This is a genomic window from Gulbenkiania mobilis (assembly GCA_004346645.1).
In the GTDB taxonomy this organism is placed as follows: Bacteria; Pseudomonadota; Gammaproteobacteria; order Burkholderiales; family Chromobacteriaceae; genus Gulbenkiania; species Gulbenkiania mobilis.
In genome coordinates this window covers 69075-86610 of the sequence record SMDA01000009.1, presented here as the reverse complement: position 1 = coordinate 86610, position 17536 = coordinate 69075, and the positions used below count along the sequence as shown (strand labels likewise).

Here is a 17536-nt window from a genome sequence, read left to right as displayed (position 1 = left end):
CCCGAACCCGCCCTTCCGGCGGGTTTTTCTTACTCCTTGAGAGCGTTTCCCTGTCCGCCCGGGCGGGATACAATCGGGGGCATTCGTCGGAAGAGACCCCATGAGATTCCTCGTCAGCAACGATGACGGCTACTTCGCCCCCGGCATTGCGGCGTTGGCCGAAGCCCTGAGCCGCCACGGCGATGTAACGGTGGTCGCCCCCGAACGCGACCGCAGCGGGGCGAGCAACTCTCTCACGCTGGACCGCCCGCTCAACCTGCGGCGCGCACCTAGCGGCTACCACTACGTCAACGGCACGCCCACCGATTGTGTGCACCTGGCGGTGACTGGCCTGCTCGAAAACCGGCCCGACATGGTCTTTTCCGGCATCAACCACGGCCCCAACATGGGGGACGACACCATCTATTCGGGGACCGTAGCCGCTGCCACGGAAGGCTTCCTGCTTGGCATCCCCTCAGTGGCCGTATCGCTCGCAGGCCGCAACCCGCAGCATTTCGATACTGCAGCCTTGGTGGTGGAGCACCTGTTGGAGCGTTGTCGCAGGCAGCCCCTGACGGGGCCACAGCTGCTGAACGTGAACGTACCGGACGTGCCCCCTGAGGCGCTGCGCGGCCTGATGACCACCCGGCTGGGACGGCGTCACCATGCCGAGCCGGTGATCAAGGCCAGCAACCCGCGCGGCGACACGGTGTACTGGGTGGGCCCGGTGGGTGCAGCCCAGGACGCCACCGAAGGCACCGACTTCTGGGCGGTGGCCAACGGCTATGCATCGGTCACACCGCTGATGATCGACCTGACGGCACGGGACCAACTTGACGGAGTGCGCACATGGCTGGGCAGTTAGGCGGCGTAACACAGAACTACGGCATGCTGTCGGACCGCACCCGCATGCGGATGGTGGAGCGGCTACGTCAGGCGGGCGTGCGGGACGAGCGTGTGCTGGCGGCCCTCTACGAAGTGCCGCGCCACCTGTTCGTAGACCAGGCGCTGGCCACCCGCGCGTATGACGATGTTTCGCTGCCCATAGGACACGGCCAAACGATCTCGCAGCCGCTGACGGTGGCACGGATGACCGAACTGCTGTTTTCCGGCCGTCCTCCGGGCAAGGTGCTGGAAATCGGCACAGGGTGCGGCTACCAGACGGCTATCCTAGTGCGCATGGGCGCCCAGGTATTTTCCATCGAGCGCATCGCCGCCCTGCTCGACAAGGCACGGCAGAACCTGCGACAGGCCAAGCTGGTCCAAGCCCGGCTGGTGCACGGGGACGGCCATTTCGGCCTTCCCGAAGCCGCACCGTTCGACGGCATCATCATGACGGCGGCAGCCAAAACGTTGCCCGAAGCGCTGACGGCCCAGCTGGCCGAAGGCGGCCGGCTGATCATGCCCTTGGGCGATGAGGAACAGCACCTGTGGCTGGTGGAAAAAACCGCCCAGGGCATCCAGAAGAACCGCCTCGACCCGGTCAAGTTCGTTCCCCTTCTGCCTGGCCGCAACTGAGCCCGGCCGGCGAACGGCCGGACGCGTTACAATCATTTGCTTACTGGCCTAGAAGACTCCGTATGCCTACCACTCTTCCCTCGCCGTCCAAGGGGCTGGCGATGCTCGTCCCGCTAGCCTTGATGGCTGGCTGCTCTTCGCTGTCGCAGCAACCCGCCCCGATCGAGAGCGGGCACGGCACACCGGCCCGCTCCGCTCCAGCTGTCCCACACCCGGCCCCTTCTGCGGAGGGGAGCGCCAGTACCAGTCCGATGCGCATGCCGGCTCCGGTGCGACCGGGCACGGTGCAGGCGCCCTCCGCTGGCGAGACCACCCATGTGGTCCAGCCAGGTGAAACGTTGTACCGCATCTCGGTCAACAACAACCTGCGCTATCAGGATGTGGCGGCCTGGAACAACCTGCCGGATTTCAACATCAAGGTAGGCCAAGTGCTGCGCCTGACACCGCCGGGTGGCACGACCGCGCCGGCGCCGCGCACGGCGACCCCGTCCTCTCCCGTTGCACCCGTCACTCCGCTACCGCTGCCTCCGGCGGCAGCGCAGGTCGGTGAGACCAAGAGCTATCCCAAGGCTCTGAAGCTCCCCTATTCCGAAGAATCGGTGCGCTCCCTGGCCGGATTGAGCGAAGGCGGCGGCAAGAAGCCTTCCATATCCGCTCCAGTGTCTGCGGCTCCAGCCGCCCCCCAGCCACGCACCAGCGCCCCGGCCGCTTCGGCGCCTGTTGCAAAACCCGCAACACCCCAGCCCGAGGCCAGTGCACCGGCCAGCAACCGTCCGGCCCCGGCTGTGGGCGAGGAAAGCGTGATCTGGAGCTGGCCTGCCGAGGGCAAGGTACTGCAGGCGTATTCGGAGAACAACAAGGGGATCGACATCGGCGGCCGGATCGGGCAGTCGGTGCTGGCCGCTGGCGATGGCAAGGTGGTATACAGTGGGAACGGCCTGAGAGGTTATGGCAAGCTGATCATCATCAAGCATAACAAGACCTTCCTTTCGGCCTATGCCCACAACAGCCAGCTTCTGGTCAAGGAAGGCCAGTCGGTCAAAAAGGGCCAGAAGATCGCAGAAATGGGCAATACCGATGCGGACCAGGTGAAGCTCCACTTCGAAATCCGCCGCTTCGGCAAACCCGTGGACCCGATGCAGTACCTGGATAGCCGGCCTTAGTGTGGAACCTGTTCCCACCAAGGTGTCGAATGGGGGGAACAGCCATGAACCACGAGCTAGAAACGCTGGAAGAAGACGTCATCGAGCCCGAAATGCTCGATGAGGCCGAGACCGAGCGCGAGACCGAAGAAGTCGCCACGGCACAACCAGCCTACGACGAGGTGGCCGATGTCACCCAGATCTACCTCAACGACATCGGCACCAATGCCCTCCTGACGCCGCAGGAGGAAGTGGCGCTGGCCCGGCGGGTGGTGCAGGGCGACTTTGCGGCACGGCAGAAGATGATCGAGCACAACCTGCGCTTGGTCGTGAACATTGCCAAACACTACATCAACCGTGGCCTGGCGCTGCTGGACCTGATCGAGGAAGGCAACATCGGCCTGATGCATGCGCTGGAGAAGTTCGACCCCGAGCGCGGCTTCCGCTTTTCCACTTATGCCACCTGGTGGATCCGCCAAAGCATCGAGCGGGCCATCATGAACCAGTCGCGCACCATCCGCCTGCCGGTGCACGTGATCAAGGAACTAAACGTCTACCTGCGTGCAGCACGCCATCTGGAAAGCCAGATCGGCCGCGACCCCACTCTGGAAGAAATCGCCCATCTGGTGGGCAAAACGCCGGACGAGGTGCGCCGGGTGATGAACCTGAACGAGCGCATGGCCTCGCTGGATGCACCGCTCGATATCGATCCAATGCTGTCGATCGGCGAGTCCATCCCAGATGAACAGCACGAAGAGCCAGAAATCCAGCTGCACAACGCGCAGCTGGAGCAGTTTGTGCAGGAATGGCTGGCCCAGCTGAGCGAGAAGCAGCGCCTGGTGATCGAACGTCGCTACGGGCTAAACGGCCATGAGATCTCTACCCTTGAGGAGCTGGCGGCAGCCCTGGGCCTGACGCGCGAACGGGTGAGGCAGATCCAGATAGAAGGGCTGGAGCAGTTGCGCCGCATCCTGCGCCGACGAGGCATCTCACGCGACTTCCTGCTGTAGGACAGCACACGGCCTCTCCGGGCGCGCACCGCAAGGTGACGCGCCCTTTTGCTGGGCCACGCCTAGTCCGCGAGCAGCCGGCGGCTACGCTTGGCTGCAGTCACGAAGACGCCCTACCCTCTGCGGTAGCCTACCCTGCAGGCGGCGTGGTCCCCGCACTCAGGCAGCGCGCTGGCGAGGACGGAAACGGCGTACCGCTCGCAGCCAAGTGCGGATCTCGGCGGCTGAGGCAGGCTGGCCCCGATAGCGCCAGTCGATGTAATGCTGTGTCAGCGCCTCAAGCTCGATGCGATCGGCTTCGGCCAACCCTGCTGCCTTGCCCAGCACATCCTGGGGCCCGTCGCTGGGCGCCAGGGCGATGCCAGCGCGCCGCAACCGCCGTCGCACTGCCATCCAACCGCTGGCCAGAGGGTCTGCCACCGGACGACGACGCCACCACCACAACAGTGGCACCATGCCGAGCAGCATTCCCACAGCCAGGCCACGCAGCACAACCGGGGCGCTGACCTCGTCTCCCAGGCCCAGTCGGCGGAACAGCTGCCGCTGACGGTCCGCATCGTAGCCCACCACCCACTGCTGCCAGCGGAACGACCAAGCCTCCGCCATCTGGCGCCAGCGCCCCAGCCAAGCGGGCGGCGCCCCGCCGATCACCGGCACCGTGGGCTGCAGGACAGGCAGGGCCGATTCGGCGCCAGCGGCAATCCGGTCAGGCGACACGGTCGCGGTGGGGTCTACCCTCAGCCAAGCCTCTTCCGAAGGCAGCCATACTTCCACCCAAGCATGGGCATCGGCAGAACGCACTTGCCAGAAGCCGCCATCCGGGTTGAAGCGCCCGCCCTGATAACCGACGACGACCCGCGCTGGCAAGCCCGCTGCCCGGGCCAGGAAGGCCAACGAACCGGCGAAGTGCTCGCAGAAGCCCTGACGGGAGCCAAACAGGAAGCCGTCCACGATCTGGCCCTGCAGGGCTGGCGGGGTCAGCGTGTAACGGAAGGGTTGGCTGCGGTATGTGTCGAGCAGCCCCCGCAACAGAATGCGGTCGTCCGCACTGCGTTGCCGAAGTCTTGCAGCCAAGGCACGCGCCTGCGGGTTGCCCGGCGGCAGTTGCAGATAGTGCGCCAGGCGGGCAGGGTCCAGCGCTTCGGCCAACCTGGCACCGCTGCGTCCCTCGGCGGGCAGGCGGATCGTTTCCTCCGCCGTACTACGCCGGCTGCTCCAGGTCAGCCCCGGCTGCAGCTGGGCCGGATCGGGCGCGTTTTCCGCTGGGTAGTCGAGCACCGGTAGCCGCCGGCGTTCGGGCTTCACGGTGATTCGGTAACGGTAGGGCTGGCCACCCAGCAGTTGCAGCGTTTCCTCGCGGATCGTTCCGGCTTCGTACCAGCGCACGCCATCGAAACGGTCAAACACGCGCACCCGCCAGTAGAAGTCCCTCCGTGCCGGCGGCGCACCGTCGAAAACGACATTGAAGACTGGCGTGTTGGCAGGAATGATGCGGCTGATCGAACCGGGCGCCATGTCGTCGGCCAGCCCGGTGACCGCCGTCTGCCGGGAGGGCGGCATCGACCACAACGGCCCTGACAGGCGCGGCATGATGAAGAAGAGCACCAGCATCAACGGCAGCGACAGTCCGAGTGCAGTGGCCGTCTGCCGCCAGCCGGCACGGGGTGGATTGCCCGCCAGCCGGGCCATCGCCCAGGTCAGCGCCACCAGGCTGACCACCAGCCACACGGCCGCAGCGGGCGATTGGTCGAAAAGCAGAGGCATGGCAGCCAGGAAGAAACCCAGCGCAAGCAGCACACGCCAGTCGCGCAGCCCACCGGTCTCCAGCGCCTTGAAGCCGGCCAGCAGTACCAGCAGCGCCACCCCACCCTCACGTCCAACCAGGGTCTTGAGCGTTAGCCACAGGAAGCCGACCGGCACGAGCAGGGCCAGCACCAGCAGCCAGCGGGGCGGCAGGGGACGGCGCTGCCATACGAGCGCGGCCCGGATCAGCACCAGGCCGGCAAACACCCCGGTCACCCAGAAAGGCAGGTACCACGCCAGCGGAGTGACCACCAGCAGCAGGGCGAACAATACCGGCAGCACGCGCCGGCCTGCATCCGCGTTCATGCCGACGGCCCTCCATAGAGCGCCAGCGCCCGCAGGCTGCCTTCGCGCCCCGGCAGGATCGTCATGCCCGGCAGGCGCAGCAGGTAGGCCTCACTGCGTCGTTCACATTCAAGTACCCGCCAAGTCAGCCGCGACAGCCGGCTTTCTGCATCCATCCCTTGCGGGTAGTCGGCCCAGTCAAGGCGCACCACGCCTTGGGCGACGGGGGAGTCAAAGCGCTTGGTCACCAAGCTGCCGCGACGTGCCCAGTGGCGCCAAGCCACACGCCGCAAGGGGTCGCCCGGCTGATAGTCGGCCAGGAAGGCAAAGTCGTCATTACCTGGCAGGAAGCGAACGGCTGCGCCCTCCTCCCCGCTCTGGCGCCTGCCCCGCCCGGTATCCGGCACCGGGCGGGGATAGACAAGCGCCGTTTCGGCCAACCTCACGTAGGCAAACGCTCGCACCAAGCCGAAGGGCATTTCGGTGCATACCTCGAAGGGCGGCAGGGGCAGTCGGCCTCGGCGCTCTGCCGGGACGGCCAAGGTCAGCTCGGCGTTCATCCCCCCACGCAGTTCGCACGCTCCGCCCACCGGCGTGCTGCTGCCGATCACATGCACCTGCAGCCGGCGCAGCCGCGTATCCGGCGCGGTCAGCCGCAGTTGAAACCCGACCGTATCCCCGGCGAAGGCCGGCGCCCATCCCTCGCAGGCGATCACCAGGCCATGCAGCTGCCGAAAGCCCATCAGGATGGAAACGCACACCAGGGCCAGCACCCAGAAGGCCAGGGCATAGGCCAGGCTGACGCCGTAGTTGAGCGCTCCCACCCACACGGCAGCAGCCACCAGCAGGAGCAGTGCGCCAAACGGTGTGGGCAGCAGATAAATACGCTGCTGGGTCAGCCGCTGCCGCCCGACCGCTGGCAGGCGCCGCAGCAGCCAGCCGCGCAGGGTGTCACGGAACGGCAACATGCATCACCAGCCGCGCCACTTCTTCCTCGATGGTCACGCCCGGCTCCAGCGGCACCAGCCGGTGGCCGATCACACTGGGCAGGGTAGCCTTCACATCTTCGGGGAGCACATGGTCGCGTCCCTCCAGCCAGGCCCAGGCCCGGGCCGCCGCGATGATCGCCAGTCCGGCCCGTGGACTGAGGCCCTGCACGAAGCGGCCGCTACGGCGACTGGCTTCCAGCACGGCCAGCACGTAATCGGCCAAGGCCGTGGATACCGTCAGCTGCGCCGCCTCAGCCTGAGCCCGGCGCAGGCTGGCGCCGTCCAGGGCGGGCAGCAGCGTGGCCAGCAGGGCGCGCCGGTTCTCTCCCATCAGCAGCGCCCGCTCGGCCTCACGCGGCGGGTAGCCAAGCGATACCCGCATCAGAAAGCGATCCAACTGCGATTCGGGCAGCGGAAAGGTGCCCAACTGCTCGGCCGGGTTCTGGGTAGCGATGACGAAGAAGGGTTCAGGCAGGGTGCGCGTCACACCTTCGATGGTGACCTGATGCTCCTCCATTGCTTCGAGCAGCGCAGACTGCACCTTCGGAGACGCGCGGTTGATCTCGTCGGCCAAGAGCAGCTGCGCGAACACCGGTCCGGGCTGGAAGCGGAAACCACCGGTTTCGCGCTCGAAAATGCTGCTGCCGAGGATGTCGGCAGGCAGCAGGTCGGCGGTAAACTGTACCCGTCGGTAGTCCAGCCCCATGACGGTGGCCAAACCATGCGCCAGTGTGGTTTTGCCCACGCCCGGCGTGTCCTCGATCAGGAGGTGGCCTCCGGCCAGCAGGCAGGTGACGGCCAGCCGTACCGCCACGGGCTTGCCGAGGATCAGCCCGTTCAGTTGTCGCAAGGCAAGGTCGAACGATTGCATTTAGGCCCCGTTACGCGCACTATTTATTAAAAAGTCATAAACTGCGCCCCATTGTACGCAACAAGGAAACGCACGTGTTCACCTGGCTGAAGACCCGCTGGCACCGTACCGGCCTGACCGCCTATCTCACCCATTCGGATTGCCTGAAGCACAACATGGGGGTCGGTCACCCGGAGTGCCCAGAACGACTGAGCGCCATCCGCGACCAGCTGATGGCCGCACAGATCTTCGACTTCCTTCAGGAGGTGGAAGCGCCGCTGGTCACTGCCCAGCAATTAGCGCGCGTGCACCCGCCCCGCTACGTGGAATACATCGAGGCTTGCGCACCATCGGTGGGCACTTTCCGCATGGATCCGGACACGGCCATGTCACCGGGCACGCTGGAGGCGGCCCGGCGCGCTGCAGGGGCCGTGGTAAAAGCGGTGGAACTCGTCTGTGAGGAGAAGGCACCCAATGCCTTCTGTGCGGTACGCCCGCCCGGACACCATGCCGAGAGCGCCAAGGCGATGGGGTTCTGCTTCTTCAACAACCTGGCCGTAGGGGTGGCGCACGCCCTGTCCCATTACAAGTTCGAGCGCGTCGCCATCATCGATTTCGACGTGCATCACGGCAACGGCACCGAAGAAATCTTCCGCGACGACCCGCGCGTGATGATGGTGTCGATCTTCCAGCATCCCTTCTACCCGTACTCCGGCGACAAGCCGATGGGGCCCAACATGCACAACATCCCGCTCAAGGCGGGCAGCACCGGACGCGAGTTCCGGGAAGTGGTGGAGAACGTCTGGCTGCCGGCCCTGCACGACTTTCAGCCGCAGATGCTGTTCATTTCCGCAGGCTTCGACGCCCACCGCGAGGACGACATGGGCTCGCTGGGCCTGGTGGAGTCCGACTATGAGTGGGTGACACGGCACCTGGTCCAGATCGCCGACCTCTACTGCCAGGGAAGGATCGTGTCGGTGCTGGAAGGCGGTTATGACCTCTCCTCGCTTGCGCGCAGCGTGGCGGCCCACCTCAAGGTACTCTCCGACGCCTGAGCGCTTCGGCCAACCGTGCAAAGCAAAAGCCGGCGTAGTACGCCGGCTTTTTTGCAGCAACAAAAAGGGCTCAGTCCTCGCGGACTGCCGCGTCAGCTTTGCTGCCGATCCGGTCTTCCTGGCCCGTGAGCAGGTTGATGAGGTTGCTCTTGTGACGGTGCACCACCAGGATGGCAATGATGATGCAGGCTCCAAAATAGCTGCTCTGCGGGCCAACGATGAAGTAGGCGTACACGGGCACGAGCACCGAAGCGATCAGCGCGGCCAGCGAGGAAATCTTCAGCACCAGAGCGATGAAAAGCCAGGTGGCGATCGCCGCCAGCGCCAGCCACACGTTGAAGCCGAACAATACCCCCACCGCCGTGGCCACTCCTTTTCCGCCCTTGAAGCCGAAAAACACTGGCCACATGTGCCCGATGAGCACCGCCAAGCCGCACGCCACCACTGTCTGCGTGTCCAGGCCATAGCGCGGGCCCAACCACGCGGCCAGCGCTACGGCTACCCAACCCTTGAGCCCGTCGCCCAGCAGGGTGAGGATGGCCGCCAGCTTGCGTCCGGAGCGCAACACATTGGTAGCGCCCGGATTCTTGGAACCGTAGGTGCGCGGATCGGCCATGCCCATCAGGCGCGATACGATCACGGCGAAAGAAAGCGAGCCCAGCAGGTAGGCAAGCGCCACAAAGGCAAAGGCTGTCGTGGTCATGGACTATCCACTAGAATGCAGGATTCGGAATTTTACGGTATCGGGCGGGTTTCCCCAACCGCCACATCGGAATGGACATCATCTTCTTGCGCGAAGTGCGCGCCGAAACGGTCATCGGCGTCTACGACTGGGAGCGAACGGCCCCACAGACCATCGAAATCGACCTGGAAATCGGCATTCCCAGCGAAGCGGCGTGCCACAGCGACAACATCGGCGACACGATCCATTACGGCGTGGTGGTGGAGCGCCTGCGGCGCGCCCTGGCCGAACGGCACTTCCTGCTGATCGAGGCACTGGCGGAATACATCGCGGGCATCATCCGCGACGAGTTCGGTGCACCGTGGGTGAAAGTGGCGGTGACCAAGCTGGGCATCCTGCCGGGGGTCAAACGGGTAGGCGTGGCTATCGAGCGCGGCCATCGTCCGCGCTGATGGTGACTAGTCCAACGTCATTCTGAACCGCAGTTCTGCCTTCTTCTTGTTGAGCTTGACGGACAGCTTGCTGTCCTCAGACAGCCTGAAGGTTGGCCGAAAGTCGAATTTCTCGCCCTCCACACGCTCAAAGCCGAATTTGCTGCCCAGCATCAGCACCCCCTCGTCCTTGGAAAGACTGGGGTGGATCGCCTCGCGCAGGCTCATCTGAGGGGAGGCACACAGCCATGCTTCGGGGGGACAGGCGGCCTGGACCGGGGCCGCCAGCGCGGCCGTGAAGGCGAAAAGGCGGATTGGAGCAATGGCGGACATGGCGACCTCCCCCAAGGGGACAGGAATGGACATGTCCACCCCAGAGCAGGCACCGTGCCCACCCCAGCGCTCTAGCGGTTGCGCATGAAGTCGGCGGTATTGTGGAACGCTTCCAGCAGTTGCAGCTTGACCTCTTCTTCCAGCATCAGTTCGGACACTGCTTGACGCATGCAGGCCATCCACTGATCGCGTGCGGCCTCGTCGATGGCAAACGGCATGTGCCGCATCCGCAAGCGCGGATGACCGTACTTCTCCATGTAGAGTGAGGGGCCGCCCAGCCAGCCCGACAGAAACAGGAACAGCTTTTCGCGCGATTCACCCAAGTCCGCAGGGTGCATATCGCGCAGCGGTTTGACCGCCGGGTCGGTGTCCATGATGTCGTAGAAGCGGTCGGTCAGCCAGCGCACCACGCCGGCTCCACCCATCAGTTCATAAGGGCTTGCTGCTTGCATCCGTATCCGTTCGGGCGACGCTCAGCGGCCGCCCGCCTTTTCATAGACTGTCTTGCCGCGCAACTTGAAGTAGTCCGAGGCAAAGTAAAAATTTTCCGAGTGTCCGACGAACAACAGGCCATCCTGCTTGAGCAGCGGGTGAAACTTCTTCAGCACGGCCAGCTGCGTGTCGCGGTCGAAGTAGATCATCACGTTGCGGCAAAAAATGGCATCGAAGGTCTTGCGCACGTTCCAGGCTGCCTCGATCAGGTTGAGGCGCTGGAAGGTAATCATGTTGCGCAGTACCGCCTTGGCCTGGTATTGACCATCCGGCAACTTGTCAAAGTAGCGGCTGGCATGGCCGGCAGGCAGACGCGCGATCTTGTCGGCCGGATAGATGCCTTTGCGCCCGGTTTCCAGCACGCTGGTGTCCAGGTCGGTAGCCAGTATGGAGACCGCTGGCGTACGCATGCTGCCGCCCAGGCTCTCCAGCACTGTCATTGCCAGCGAGTAGGGTTCCTCTCCGGTGGAGGCGGCCGCGCACCAGATACTCAGCTCGCCACCGGCTGCCGCCTTCTTCTTCAGGTGTTCGGCCAGCATCGGAAAATGATGCTCCTCCCGGAAGAAGAAAGTCAGATTGGTGGTGAGCGCGTTGACGAACTGCTCGAACTCCTTCTTCCCCTGAAGCGACTCCAGATAATCCAGATAGGCCCCGAAACCGGCGAGCTTGAGGTCGCGGATGCGCCGCACCAGGCGTCCGTACACCATGTCCTTTTTCGATGGGTTGAGCGCAATACCCGCTTCCTTATGGATCAGTTTGCGGATGCGTTCGAAATCAGCGTCGGTAAAGGGAAATTCGCGGGTGAATTCGATCTTCGGCAACGTGAGCGGTGGCAGCTTGTTCATTTTTCGTCTCCGCCAAGAAAAAGCCCGGGCACCAGGCCCGGGCGCTTTGCCTCAGTATACGTGCTCAGACGGAGAACGAGGAACCGCAACCGCAGGTGGTCTGCGCATTCGGATTGCGAATAACGAACTGCGAGCCTTCAAGACTCTCCTGGTAGTCGATCTCGGCACCCACCAGGTACTGGTAACTCATCGGGTCTACCAGGAAGGTCACCCCCTCGCGCTCAATGGCGGTGTCGTCCTCGTTGGCGATCTCGTCAAAGGTGAAACCATACTGGAAGCCGGAACAGCCGCCGCCGGTCACGAATACGCGCAGCTTCAGGTCGGGGTTGCCCTCTTCGGCAATCAGGTCCCGCACCTTGTCGCAGGCGCTGTTGGTGAAATTGATCGGAGTCGGCATTTCGGTGGGAGCATTCATTGGATTTACCTCGCAGAACAGGGGCCGGAGACGGCATTTATCTTACTATTTTAGTCGGATATCGGTCCGCTTGGCGAGAAATCAAGTCAAGGCATTAGGGGCACGCCCCCCAGCCCGGCCTCTTCGGCCAACCCGAACATCAGGTTCATGTTCTGCACGGCCTGGCCCGCGGCCCCCTTAACCAGGTTATCGATCACCGACAGCACCACCACCGTGTCGCCCCCCTGTGGCCGGTGCACCGCAATACGGCAGGTGTTGGCACCGCGCACCGAGCGCGTCTCGGGATGGCTGCCCGCAGGGAGCACGTCCACGAAGCGCTCCCCGGCATAGCGGGCTTCATAGAGTGCCTGCAGATCGGCCTCTACCTTCAGCCGGGCATACAGCGTGGCATGGATGCCCCGGATCATTGGCGCCAGATGCGGCACGAAGGTGAGCCCCACCGGACTGCCTGCCATGCGCGCCAGACCCTGCCGGATTTCCGGCAGATGGCGATGGCCGGCCACGCCATAGGCCTTGAAGGAATCGGCGGCCTCCGGCAGCAAGGCATGGACTTCGGCCTTGCGCCCCGCACCGGACACGCCGGACTTGCAGTCGGCCACGAGATGATCAGGCTCGACGATTCCGGCTTCGATCAACGGCAGGAAACCCAGCTGTACGGCCGTGGGGTAGCAGCCTGGATTGGCAATCAGCCGCGCGGACCGGATGGCTTCGCGGTTAACCTCCGGCAGCCCATACACCGCCTCTCCCACCAAAGCCGGGGCGGCATGCGCCATGCCATACCATTTTTCCCACTCGGCCACATCCCGGATGCGGAAGTCGGCCGCAAGATCTATGACGCGGACGCCAGCGTCCAGAAGAGCTTGGGCTTCCTGCATGGCAATACCGTTGGGCGTGGCAAAGAACACCACGTCGCATTCGCTGAGACAGGCTTCGTCCGGTGTGCTGAACGCCACATCCACATGTCCGCGCAGGCTCGGGAAGAGCTCGGCCACCTTCATGCCTGCTTCCTTGCGCGAGGTGACAGCCATCACCCGGGCCTGCGGGTGCGCTGCCAGCAGGCGCAAGAGTTCCACTCCGGTATAGCCGGTTCCGCCGACGATGCCCACCTTGATCATGCAGAGCCCCTTCTGTAAAAAAATGTCGCAAAGTCGACAGTCTACGGAGGGCCGCCGTGGCTCGCAAGCCACACTTTTCCGCAGCCTGGGAGGCACAAAAACAAAAAGCCGCCCGGAGGCGGCTTTTGCAGAATCGGGCCACGGCCCGAAGCGCTTAACGCTTGGAGAACTGCTTGCGACGACGTGCTTTGCGCAGGCCGACCTTTTTACGCTCCACTTCACGAGCATCGCGGGTGACGAAGCCAGCGTGGGACAGGGCGGATTTCAGATCGGCATTGTAGTCGATCAGGGCGCGGGTGATGCCGTGACGGATGGCACCAGCCTGGCCGGTCTCGCCGCCACCGGCGACGTTCACCAGGATGTCGAAGGACTCCAGGTTTTCGGTCAGTGCCAGCGGCTGGCGGATGACCATGCGGCCGGTTTCACGAGCGAAGTACTGGTCCACCGGCTTGCCGTTCACGACGATCTGGCCGGAGCCTTTCTGCATGAACACGCGAGCAACGGAGCTCTTGCGGCGGCCGGTACCGTAGTAGTATTTACCGTTCATCTTGTTGCCTCAGAAAATCAGAATTCCAGCACTTTCGGCTGCTGGGCAGCGTGCGGGTGTTCATTACCGGCGTACACCTTGAGCTTCTTGATCATGGCGTAGCCCAGCGGGCCCTTCGGCAGCATGCCCTTCACGGCCTTTTCCAGCACGCGCTCGGGGAATTTTTCCTGCATCTCGGTGAAGGTGCGCTCGTAGATACCACCCGGGTAGCCGGAGTGACGGTAGTACTTCTTGTCCTGTGCCTTGGCACCGGTTACGCGCAGCTTGTCGACGTTGACCACGACGATGTAGTCGCCGGTATCAACGTGCGGGGTGAATTCGGGTTTGTGCTTACCGCGCAGGCGGCGAGCAACTTCAGCAGCTACACGGCCCAGCACCTTGTCGGTAGCGTCGACCACGTACCACTCGCGCTTAACCTCATGCGGCTTGGCAGAAAAGGTCTTCATGGAACTCTTCCATCGTAAATTCTCGAAAGTTCCGGATTCTAGTGCAGCAGGCGGGGACTGTCAAACCCGCAGCACCTTGAATTTCCTTGGGAAGCGGGGGAAACGGCAGGCAAAAAAAAGCGCAATCCGTCTTGATCGATTGCGCCAAGTTCCACCTATAGAAGGAGGATGGAGGAGACAACACCAAAACGCACACATTGCATGAAACGTCCTGATGCACTAACGATTATCCGCACGGGTCAGGCTTTTTGCAAGTTTTTTTGTGCAGTGCACGATAAGGGTCGACAGTCTCAGAGCGCCTCCGTGGCAGCCAGGGCAATCTCGATCATGTCGCCGAACGTTTGCTGCCGCTCGAGCGCGCTGGACGCTTCGCCGGTAGGGATGACGTCGGAGACGGTGAGAATGCCCAGCGCTCTGGCGCCATACTGGGCGGCCACACCGTAGATACCTGCCAGCTCCATCTCCACCGCCAGCACGTTCATCTGCGCCAGCACGTCGAGCATACCCGACTGCGCGGAATAGAACAGGTCGGCCGAAAACACGTTGCCGACCTGCACCGACTTGCCCAGACGTTCCGCGGCGTCCACTGCATGGCGCAGCAGGGTGTAATCGGCGATGGCAGCATAGTCATGATCCATGAAACGCATGCGGTTGACCTTGCTGTCGGTGCTGGCCCCCATGGCGATCACGATGTCGCGCAGGGCAAGCCGGCTGGATACTGCCCCGCAGGAGCCGACACGGATCAAGTTCTTCACCCCGTATTCGCGCACCAGTTCAGTGGCGTAAATGCTGCAGGAGGGAATGCCCATGCCGTGGGCCATGACCGACACTGGTCGGCCCTTGTACAGGCCGGTGTAGCCGTACATGTTGCGCACGGCGGTGACTTGGCGAGGCGACTCGAGGAAGGTTTCGGCAATCATCTGCGCCCGCAGCGGGTCGCCGGGCATCAGGACGGTTTCGGCAAAATCGCCCGGCTGGGCGGCGATGTGAGGGGTAGGCATGGGCGCTCCGTGAGGATGAAAGGACTCAGGCAAGAAAAGAGGTGCCGTACGGCATCTGGGGCAGCCCCAAGAAATGGGCCACACTCTGGCCGATGTCGGCAAAGGTGTCGCGACGTCCCAGCGGGCCAGCCGGCATGCCGGCCCCGTAGCACAGCACGGGTACGTACTCGCGCGTGTGGTCGCTGCCGGGCCAGGTGGGGTCGCAGCCGTGATCGGCGGTGAGGATGAGCAGATCGTCCGCCCGCAGCCGCTGCAGCAGCGCAGGCAGCAGGCGGTCGAAGGCTTCAAGCGCGGCGGCGTAACCGGCCACGTCGCGGCGATGGCCGTAGCTGGAGTCGAAGTCCACGAAGTTGGTCATGATGATGGCCGGGCCGGCGGTGGTGGCCATCGCATCACAGGTGGCCTGCCACAGCCCCTCCAGACCGCTGGCCTTGACGGTGCGGGTGATGCCGGTGTGTGCATAGATGTCAGCGATCTTGCCGATGCCGACCACAGCCCCCCCCGCTTCGGCCAACCGGGCCAGCACCGTGAGCGCAGGAGGCTCCACCGCGAGATCCTTGCGGTTAGCGGTGCGCATGAAGCGGCCGGGCTCCGTACCTACGAAGGGGCGTGCGATCACCCGGCCAATGTTGTAAGGCATGAGGGCCTCGCGGGCAATGCGGCACAGTGTGTACAGCCGCTCCAGGCCGAAGGTGTCCTCGTGGCAGGCGATCTGGAACACCGAGTCTGCAGAGGTATAGAAGATTGGCTTGCCGGTGGCCATGTGCTCGGCACCAAGCCGGTCGATGATTTCGGTACCCGATGCATGGCAGTTGCCCAGCCAGCCGGGCAGGCCGGCCTCATCCACCAGATGCTGCAGGAGCGCGGGCGGAAAGCTGTTTTCCCGGTCGGGAAAGTAGCCCCAGTCGAACAGGACCGGCACACCAGCCATCTCCCAGTGCCCGGACGGGGTGTCCTTGCCGCTGGAAAGCTCTTGGGCGTAACCCCAGGCAGCCTCCGGTTCGATACGGAGCACGCCCGCAGGGAAGCGGCCGGTGGCGGCCTCCGCCGCGTGCGCCAGCCCGAGCCGGGTAAGGTATGGAATCGTCAGCGGACCGCTTCGGCCAACGTCGGCCTGGCCGGCGTCGGCCTCGGCGGCGATGTGCCCGAAGGTATCGCTGCCGGCATCGCCGAACTCTGCCGCATCAGCGGCCGCCCCGATGCCGAGGGAATCGAGCACGAGAAGAATGACGCGGCGGCTCATGGATGCTTCCTGTCGGTTGAAGGTTGCATAGGCTGCACGCTACGAATGAGCAGCGGCATTTCGGGAGGCGTATCGCCCAGGGTGAAGGCGGCCCGCACGGCAGCCACGGCCTCGGCCAGGGAGGCCGGGTCGGCCGCATGAACGCGCGCCAGGACGGTGTCGGCCGTCAGCACCTGCCCCAGCTCGGCGAGGCAGGACAGCCCTACCCGCGGGTCGATGGTGTCCTCCGGCCGCTGTCGCCCCCCTCCCAGCTGGCAGACCACCAGCCCCAGCGCTCGAGTGTCGATGGCTGTGACATAGCCTGTGCGGCCCGCTGTGACTACGGCGGTCTCAGGGGCGGGCACCAGCCAGCGATGCGGACGCGTCAGCAGGTCGATAGGGCCGCCCAGCGCATGCACCATGCGCCCGAAGCGCTCGGCAGCCGCGCCCGATTCGAGCGCTTCCAGAAGCTGCACCCGTGCCTGGGGCGCGTCTTCGGCCAACCCTGCGGCCAGCAGCATGGCCTCGCCCAGTGCCACCGTCACTGCATGCAGGCGCTCGGGGCGGGCGCTGCCGGTGAGGTAATCCAGCGCCGCATGCACTTCCAGCGCATTGCCTGCGGCGGGTGCCAGCGGCTGGTTCATGTCGGTGATCAGCGCCCGGGTGGGCAGGCCGGCCCCCTCCCCCACCGTCACGATGCGTTCGGCCAGTGCCTGGGACGCCTCCGGCGTGGCCATGAAGGCCCCGTTGCCGGTCTTGACGTCCATGACCAGCGCCTGCAGGCCGGCGGCGAGCTTTTTGGAAAGGATGGACGCCGTGATCAGCGGGATGGATTCCACCGTGGCCGTCACGTCGCGTACCGCATAGAAACGCCTGTCTGCCGGGGCCAGCGCCTCGGTCTGACCGACGATGGCCACGCCAACCTGCAGGACCACCCGCCGGAAGGCCACCGGATCCGGTCGGGTCTGGTAGCCCGAAATGGCCTCCAGCTTGTCCAACGTGCCGCCGGTGTGGCCCAGCCCCCGCCCCGAGATCATGGGGACGAATCCGCCGCAGGCCGCCACCATCGGGCCCAGCACCAGCGACACCAAGTCGCCCACTCCGCCGGTGGAGTGCTTGTCCACTACCGGCCCTGGCAGCTCGCTCCAGTCGAGCACCTGCCCCGAATCGCGCATCGCCAGGGTCAGCGCCACGCTTTCGCCGGTGTCCATACCGCGGAAAAAGATGGCCATGGCCAAGGCGGCGATCTGGCTGTCGGGAATACGCCCGCTGGCGATGCCGGCCATGAAGCGCTGCAGCGCCTCCGGCCCCAGTGTTCCGCCATCGCGCTTTTGCCGGATCACTTCCTGCGGCAGGAACAGCATGCAGTCTCCTCC

The 17536-nt window shown here is 64.5% G+C and carries 20 protein-coding genes; 6 read left to right on the top strand and 14 right to left on the bottom strand.

Annotated features, from left to right (window positions below):
* The first annotated feature begins 100 nt into the window (after positions 1-100).
* From surE to rpoS, 4 genes are all read left to right on the top strand, one after another.
* On the top strand, positions 101-844 hold the full coding sequence (gene surE / locus EV669_RS12470; protein WP_132098862.1) for a 5'/3'-nucleotidase SurE: 744 nt from the start codon (positions 101-103) through the stop codon (positions 842-844).
* Positions 829-1497: a protein-L-isoaspartate(D-aspartate) O-methyltransferase gene (locus tag EV669_RS12465; protein ID WP_054284821.1), complete on the top strand. Its 669-nt coding sequence runs from the start codon at positions 829-831 to the stop codon at positions 1495-1497. Before surE ends, EV669_RS12465 begins: the two co-directional genes overlap by 16 nt.
* Before the next feature lie 62 nt (positions 1498-1559).
* Positions 1560-2660 (top strand): peptidoglycan DD-metalloendopeptidase family protein, encoded by a 1101-nt coding sequence (locus EV669_RS12460; protein ID WP_132098861.1) that lies wholly within the window; start codon positions 1560-1562, stop codon positions 2658-2660.
* Positions 2661-2704: 44 nt separating this feature from the next.
* Complete coding sequence (gene rpoS, locus EV669_RS12455; protein WP_132098860.1) at positions 2705-3649, top strand: RNA polymerase sigma factor RpoS; 945 nt, start codon at positions 2705-2707, stop codon at positions 3647-3649.
* 159 nt (positions 3650-3808) lie between these two features.
* On the opposite strand, the gene EV669_RS12450 is transcribed toward rpoS, so the two are convergent.
* From EV669_RS12450 to EV669_RS12440, 3 genes are read right to left on the bottom strand one after another with little or no spacing between them, the layout of a single operon-like run.
* Entirely contained in the window at positions 3809-5758 is a 1950-nt protein-coding gene (locus EV669_RS12450) for a transglutaminase TgpA family protein (protein WP_132098859.1), read from the bottom strand.
* Entirely contained in the window at positions 5755-6705 is a 951-nt protein-coding gene (locus tag EV669_RS12445; RefSeq protein ID WP_055434468.1) for a DUF58 domain-containing protein, read from the bottom strand. The genes EV669_RS12450 and EV669_RS12445 overlap by 4 nt, the downstream gene beginning before the upstream one ends.
* Complete coding sequence (locus tag EV669_RS12440; RefSeq protein WP_054284826.1) at positions 6689-7597, bottom strand: AAA family ATPase; 909 nt, start codon at positions 7595-7597, stop codon at positions 6689-6691. The genes EV669_RS12445 and EV669_RS12440 overlap by 17 nt, the downstream gene beginning before the upstream one ends.
* A 74-nt stretch (positions 7598-7671) precedes the next feature.
* Between EV669_RS12440 and EV669_RS12435 the strand changes: the two genes are divergently transcribed.
* Positions 7672-8631, top strand: coding sequence for a histone deacetylase family protein (locus tag EV669_RS12435; protein ID WP_132098858.1), 960 nt, complete (start codon positions 7672-7674; stop codon positions 8629-8631).
* Positions 8632-8701: 70 nt separating this feature from the next.
* Here the strand turns inward: EV669_RS12435 and plsY are convergent, their stop codons facing one another.
* Positions 8702-9334, bottom strand: a complete 633-nt coding sequence (gene plsY, locus EV669_RS12430; protein WP_054284828.1) for a glycerol-3-phosphate 1-O-acyltransferase PlsY — start codon at positions 9332-9334, stop codon at positions 8702-8704.
* Positions 9335-9405: 71 nt separating this feature from the next.
* Here plsY and EV669_RS12425 point away from each other — a divergent pair, with 71 nt between their 5' ends.
* Positions 9406-9765 (top strand): dihydroneopterin aldolase, encoded by a 360-nt coding sequence (locus EV669_RS12425; RefSeq protein ID WP_054284829.1) that lies wholly within the window; start codon positions 9406-9408, stop codon positions 9763-9765.
* A gap of 6 nt (positions 9766-9771) precedes the next feature.
* Here the strand turns inward: EV669_RS12425 and EV669_RS12420 are convergent, their stop codons facing one another.
* From EV669_RS12420 to deoA, 10 genes are all read right to left on the bottom strand, one after another.
* Entirely contained in the window at positions 9772-10110 is a 339-nt protein-coding gene (locus tag EV669_RS12420) for a hypothetical protein (RefSeq protein ID WP_132098857.1), read from the bottom strand.
* Positions 10111-10148: 38 nt separating this feature from the next.
* Positions 10149-10529 (bottom strand): group II truncated hemoglobin, encoded by a 381-nt coding sequence (locus EV669_RS12415; RefSeq protein WP_054284831.1) that lies wholly within the window; start codon positions 10527-10529, stop codon positions 10149-10151.
* 21 nt (positions 10530-10550) lie between these two features.
* Complete coding sequence (locus EV669_RS12410; protein WP_054284832.1) at positions 10551-11414, bottom strand: CheR family methyltransferase; 864 nt, start codon at positions 11412-11414, stop codon at positions 10551-10553.
* 64 nt (positions 11415-11478) lie between these two features.
* The gene (erpA, locus tag EV669_RS12405) at positions 11479-11829 is read right to left on the bottom strand and encodes an iron-sulfur cluster insertion protein ErpA (RefSeq protein WP_054284833.1); all 351 of its coding nucleotides are present in this window, start codon (positions 11827-11829) and stop codon (positions 11479-11481) included.
* Between the two features lie 86 nt (positions 11830-11915).
* Positions 11916-12944 (bottom strand): N-acetyl-gamma-glutamyl-phosphate reductase, encoded by a 1029-nt coding sequence (argC, locus tag EV669_RS12400; RefSeq protein ID WP_132098856.1) that lies wholly within the window; start codon positions 12942-12944, stop codon positions 11916-11918.
* 154 nt (positions 12945-13098) lie between these two features.
* On the bottom strand, positions 13099-13491 hold the full coding sequence (gene rpsI / locus EV669_RS12395) for a 30S ribosomal protein S9 (protein ID WP_054284835.1): 393 nt from the start codon (positions 13489-13491) through the stop codon (positions 13099-13101).
* A gap of 17 nt (positions 13492-13508) precedes the next feature.
* Positions 13509-13937 carry a 50S ribosomal protein L13 gene (rplM, locus tag EV669_RS12390; protein ID WP_054284836.1) on the bottom strand — a complete coding sequence of 143 codons (429 nt, stop codon included), beginning with the start codon at positions 13935-13937 and terminating at the stop codon, positions 13509-13511.
* 290 nt (positions 13938-14227) lie between these two features.
* Positions 14228-14938 (bottom strand): purine-nucleoside phosphorylase, encoded by a 711-nt coding sequence (deoD, locus tag EV669_RS12385; protein WP_132098855.1) that lies wholly within the window; start codon positions 14936-14938, stop codon positions 14228-14230.
* A 25-nt stretch (positions 14939-14963) separates the two neighbouring features.
* Positions 14964-16181 carry a phosphopentomutase gene (locus EV669_RS12380; RefSeq protein ID WP_132098854.1) on the bottom strand — a complete coding sequence of 406 codons (1218 nt, stop codon included), beginning with the start codon at positions 16179-16181 and terminating at the stop codon, positions 14964-14966.
* Positions 16178-17524: a thymidine phosphorylase gene (deoA, locus tag EV669_RS12375; protein WP_318271461.1), complete on the bottom strand. Its 1347-nt coding sequence runs from the start codon at positions 17522-17524 to the stop codon at positions 16178-16180. The genes EV669_RS12380 and deoA overlap by 4 nt, the downstream gene beginning before the upstream one ends.
* Positions 17525-17536 lie beyond the last annotated feature (12 nt).

Coding starts and splice junctions, on each gene's coding strand:
- rplM (WP_054284836.1), bottom strand. CDS start 13,937: ATGAAGACCTTTTCTGCCAAGCCGCATGAGGTTAAGCGCGAGTGGTAC.
- rpsI (WP_054284835.1), bottom strand. CDS start 13,491: ATGAACGGTAAATACTACTACGGTACCGGCCGCCGCAAGAGCTCCGTT.
- deoD (WP_132098855.1), bottom strand. CDS start 14,938: ATGCCTACCCCTCACATCGCCGCCCAGCCGGGCGATTTTGCCGAAACC.
- rpoS (WP_132098860.1), top strand. CDS start 2,705: ATGAACCACGAGCTAGAAACGCTGGAAGAAGACGTCATCGAGCCCGAA.
- surE (WP_132098862.1), top strand. CDS start 101: ATGAGATTCCTCGTCAGCAACGATGACGGCTACTTCGCCCCCGGCATT.
- argC (WP_132098856.1), bottom strand. CDS start 12,944: ATGATCAAGGTGGGCATCGTCGGCGGAACCGGCTATACCGGAGTGGAA.
- EV669_RS12445 (WP_055434468.1), bottom strand. CDS start 6,705: ATGTTGCCGTTCCGTGACACCCTGCGCGGCTGGCTGCTGCGGCGCCTG.
- EV669_RS12465 (WP_054284821.1), top strand. CDS start 829: ATGGCTGGGCAGTTAGGCGGCGTAACACAGAACTACGGCATGCTGTCG.
- EV669_RS12450 (WP_132098859.1), bottom strand. CDS start 5,758: ATGAACGCGGATGCAGGCCGGCGCGTGCTGCCGGTATTGTTCGCCCTG.
- deoA (WP_318271461.1), bottom strand. CDS start 17,524: ATGCTGTTCCTGCCGCAGGAAGTGATCCGGCAAAAGCGCGATGGCGGA.
- erpA (WP_054284833.1), bottom strand. CDS start 11,829: ATGAATGCTCCCACCGAAATGCCGACTCCGATCAATTTCACCAACAGC.
- plsY (WP_054284828.1), bottom strand. CDS start 9,334: ATGACCACGACAGCCTTTGCCTTTGTGGCGCTTGCCTACCTGCTGGGC.
- EV669_RS12420 (WP_132098857.1), bottom strand. CDS start 10,110: ATGTCCATTCCTGTCCCCTTGGGGGAGGTCGCCATGTCCGCCATTGCT.
- EV669_RS12380 (WP_132098854.1), bottom strand. CDS start 16,181: ATGAGCCGCCGCGTCATTCTTCTCGTGCTCGATTCCCTCGGCATCGGG.
- EV669_RS12440 (WP_054284826.1), bottom strand. CDS start 7,597: ATGCAATCGTTCGACCTTGCCTTGCGACAACTGAACGGGCTGATCCTC.
- EV669_RS12415 (WP_054284831.1), bottom strand. CDS start 10,529: ATGCAAGCAGCAAGCCCTTATGAACTGATGGGTGGAGCCGGCGTGGTG.
- EV669_RS12460 (WP_132098861.1), top strand. CDS start 1,560: ATGCCTACCACTCTTCCCTCGCCGTCCAAGGGGCTGGCGATGCTCGTC.
- EV669_RS12410 (WP_054284832.1), bottom strand. CDS start 11,414: ATGAACAAGCTGCCACCGCTCACGTTGCCGAAGATCGAATTCACCCGC.
- EV669_RS12425 (WP_054284829.1), top strand. CDS start 9,406: ATGGACATCATCTTCTTGCGCGAAGTGCGCGCCGAAACGGTCATCGGC.